At 40.2% G+C, this 3,105-nt stretch carries 3 protein-coding genes; 1 reads left to right on the forward strand and 2 read right to left on the reverse strand.

Going from position 1 to position 3,105, the window contains the following annotated elements; genetic code table 11:
• The coding region (locus tag ACEW8U_RS14625) for a type I restriction-modification system subunit M N-terminal domain-containing protein (protein WP_373522792.1) at positions 1 to 287 on the reverse strand (287 nt) is incomplete at its 3' end.
• Positions 288 to 489: 202 nt separating this feature from the next.
• Positions 490 to 855, reverse strand: a complete 366-nt coding sequence (locus tag ACEW8U_RS14630; RefSeq protein WP_373522793.1) for a hypothetical protein — start codon at positions 853 to 855, stop codon at positions 490 to 492.
• 441 nt (positions 856 to 1,296) lie between these two features.
• Here ACEW8U_RS14630 and ACEW8U_RS14635 point away from each other — a divergent pair, with 441 nt between their 5' ends.
• Complete coding sequence (locus ACEW8U_RS14635) at positions 1,297 to 2,955, forward strand: FAD-dependent oxidoreductase (RefSeq protein WP_373522794.1); 1,659 nt, start codon at positions 1,297 to 1,299, stop codon at positions 2,953 to 2,955.
• The last annotated feature ends 150 nt before the right edge of the window (positions 2,956 to 3,105 follow it).

Genomic DNA, 3,105 nt, shown 5'->3' on the forward strand with positions numbered 1-3,105 from the left:
TCTTCCAAAAAAAACACATTGCTCATATTATAGAAATCAGGCATCTCTATGTATTTCTCTTTGCCCTCAGCAATCAGTTTGGTGCGGTGGTCTTCAAACTTGTCGCTGGCAAATTTCAAAAAAATCAAACTCAATACCACGTGTTTGTATTCGGCAGGTTCTACGCTGCCTCTCAGTTTATTGGCTGCGTCCCATAGGGTGACTTCAATGGGCTTATCCTGAGTTTGTTTTGTAACTTTTACTTTTCCTTTCGCTTTGTTGGCGGGCTCTTCCTTTAGTATGGGCATTATTCTAAATTAATTATCACAGATTTGTATTTTGCTAATTTAGTCCATTTACCCTGTTTATTCCTATCCCGTAAACAGGGTATTTTTAGGGAAAATCCACTATTCATTAAAGGAAATTGGTGATTTTAAAAAATTGAACGGGAATTATTAACGGAAAAAAAATCATAGAACTTGAGTGAAGGAGATTTTTATTCAATTTAAATCACTTTGGTACAAACTTATCATAAAACACAATTTGACCGTTTTTAGTAATTACAATAGCTTGATTTTCATTGTATTTGAAAGTTCTAAAAATTCCTAATGAAAACTCTGATGTGTCAACCGAATCAGGTTTTCCCCATGCATCGAACATCATCGGTTCTGTCATCCCAATTGCGATTTGGCCATAAATTATTTTCTGTCCATACTCTTTACCATATTTTGAGATAATTAGCTTATCCCTCTTTTCCATTTCTTCTTGTATTTCCTTTGGAAACAGCTTAGAGATGGATGACTCTTGTGTTTTTGATTGGGAATATAAATTTGAAAAGCAGAAACATAGAATTATAAACAGCAGAATTTTTCTCATTTTTAGTTCATTTTTTTTAGAGTACAATATTCTTAAAACTAATCAAAATCCTTTAATTTTTAGGTTCACGAAACTTACTTGTATTATATTTTAATTGAACCCCTAGAGATTTTTGAATTCTTGCTAATACTAATGAGGAGAAATTTCAGTATAAGATTTATTGATCCAAACACTCGACTAAACATATTCAGCCTCCCGCTTCTCCGGTCAGGTTTTTAAAGGCTGCCTTAAAAATAACCCAATTTCGACATCAGTCCCTTAATGTGCGGAGTTTAGGAGAGGAAGAGAATGGACAGCTCCAGCGACGTCCTTCAGCGTATTTGTATTGACTAGAATTAATCTTATCATATTTGACAGAAAATTCTTCTTTGCTTCCCAATTGGTAATTTATTTTTAAATTGGTTGATTAACCCTACCTAATAAATTTCAGCCACCCCTCCCATGCCCAAAACCTCCTGTCTCCTCGCTTTTGCAATCCTGCTACTAATCTTCAGCTGCGAAACAAAAAACACAAATACATTTGAATCCGACCTCATTATATACGGTGGCACCTCCGCTGCCATCACCGCAGCTGTCCAAGCCAAAAAAATGGGCAAATCGGTCATTGTGGTTTCTCCCGACACCCACTTAGGGGGATTGTCTGCGGGAGGACTTGGATTTACAGATACTGGGGACAAATCTGTTATCGGTGGATTGGCCAGGGAATTTTACCATAGAATTTACCTGCATTACCAGAAAGAGGATTCCTGGAATTGGCAGAAAAAGGAGGAATATGGCAAGGTGGGGCAGGGGACACCGGCCATTGATGGAAATGCACGGACCATGTGGATATTTGAACCACATGCCGCAGAAAAAGTCTTTGAGGATTTTGTGGTCGAATATGACATTCAAGTTTTTCGGGATGAATGGCTCGATAGGGAAAATGGCGTCCGGATGGAAAACGGCAGAATCAAAGCCATCACTACACTGTCAGGAAAAACCTACGAAGGAAAGATGTTTATCGATGCGACTTATGAAGGTGATTTGATGGCTGCAGCAGGAGTCAGTTACCATATTGGAAGAGAATCCAACGATACCTATGATGAGACTTGGAATGGTGTGCAGTTTGGCGTGTTCCAACACAGGCACTATTTCTATGAACCGATAAGTCCATATGTAGTACTCGGAGATCCTTCAAGTGGTCTTCTGCCCGAGATTTCTGATGCTCAATTGACAGAAAACGGTACAGGTGATAACAAGGTTCAGGCCTATAATTTTAGGATGTGTCTCAGTCAGCACCCTGACAATAGATTGGCTTTTCCAAAGCCGGATGGCTATGACCCGGCCAGGTATGAATTGCTGGCAAGGGTATATGAATCAGGATGGGATGAGACCTTTGATAAATATGACCCCGTTCCCAATCTGAAAACTGACACCAACAACCATGGCCCTTTCAGTACGGATTATATCGGTAAAAACTACGCCTATCCTGAAGCCAGCTATGAGCAACGCAAAGCTATCATCAAGGAACACGAGGACTATCAAAAGGGTCTAATGTACTATCTGGCCAATGATCCCAAAGTTCCGGAAAAAGTAAGAACCGAAATGAGCAAATGGGGATTGGCAAAAGATGAGTTTACGGACAACGGCAATTGGCCACATCAGATTTACGTCAGGGAGGCAAGGAGATTGATAGGGGACTATGTGATGACTGAGCACGATGTATTGGGAGCCAAAGCGGTGCCCCAACCTATCGGCATGGGTTCCTATGCCCTGGATTCCCATAATATTCAGCGTATTGTTACTGCAGAAGGCTTTGTACAAAATGAAGGTGATATCGGTGTCAAACCCAAAACACCCTACAGTATCTCTTATGGCACCATCGTTCCCAAAAAACAGCAATGCGAAAACCTGTTAGTAGCAGTTTGTGTTTCAAGTTCCCATACCGCCTTTGGGTCCATCAGGATGGAACCGGTTTTTATGATTTTGGGTCAGTCTGCTGCCACGGCCGCAGCTTTGGCGATAGATGGAAACCTTGCTGTTCAGGATTTGCTTTATGAAAAATTGCAAGAAAGGCTGAAAGCAGATGGACAGGTGATGGTGTTGGAGGAAAAGTTGTAGATCGGTTTAAATCAGAAAGATTACAGGAAGTTTATTTGTTGAGACAAAATATATGATCTAAATTAAAAGATCATGAAAACACCTGACCCAAAATCTCTTGCTATTGTATTTTTGCTTTTAATCGGATCGGCCACATTGCCTTGCTTTGGC

It is taken from the genome of Aquiflexum sp. (genome assembly GCF_041751335.1).
Taxonomy (GTDB): Bacteria; Bacteroidota; Bacteroidia; order Cytophagales; family Cyclobacteriaceae; genus Aquiflexum.

What these genes read in the sequence shown, in the direction of transcription:
- ACEW8U_RS14630 (WP_373522793.1), bottom strand. Translation starts at nt 855, where the DNA reads ATGAGAAAAATTCTGCTGTTTATAATTCTATGTTTCTGCTTTTCAAAT.
- ACEW8U_RS14635 (WP_373522794.1), top strand. Translation starts at nt 1,297, where the DNA reads ATGCCCAAAACCTCCTGTCTCCTCGCTTTTGCAATCCTGCTACTAATC.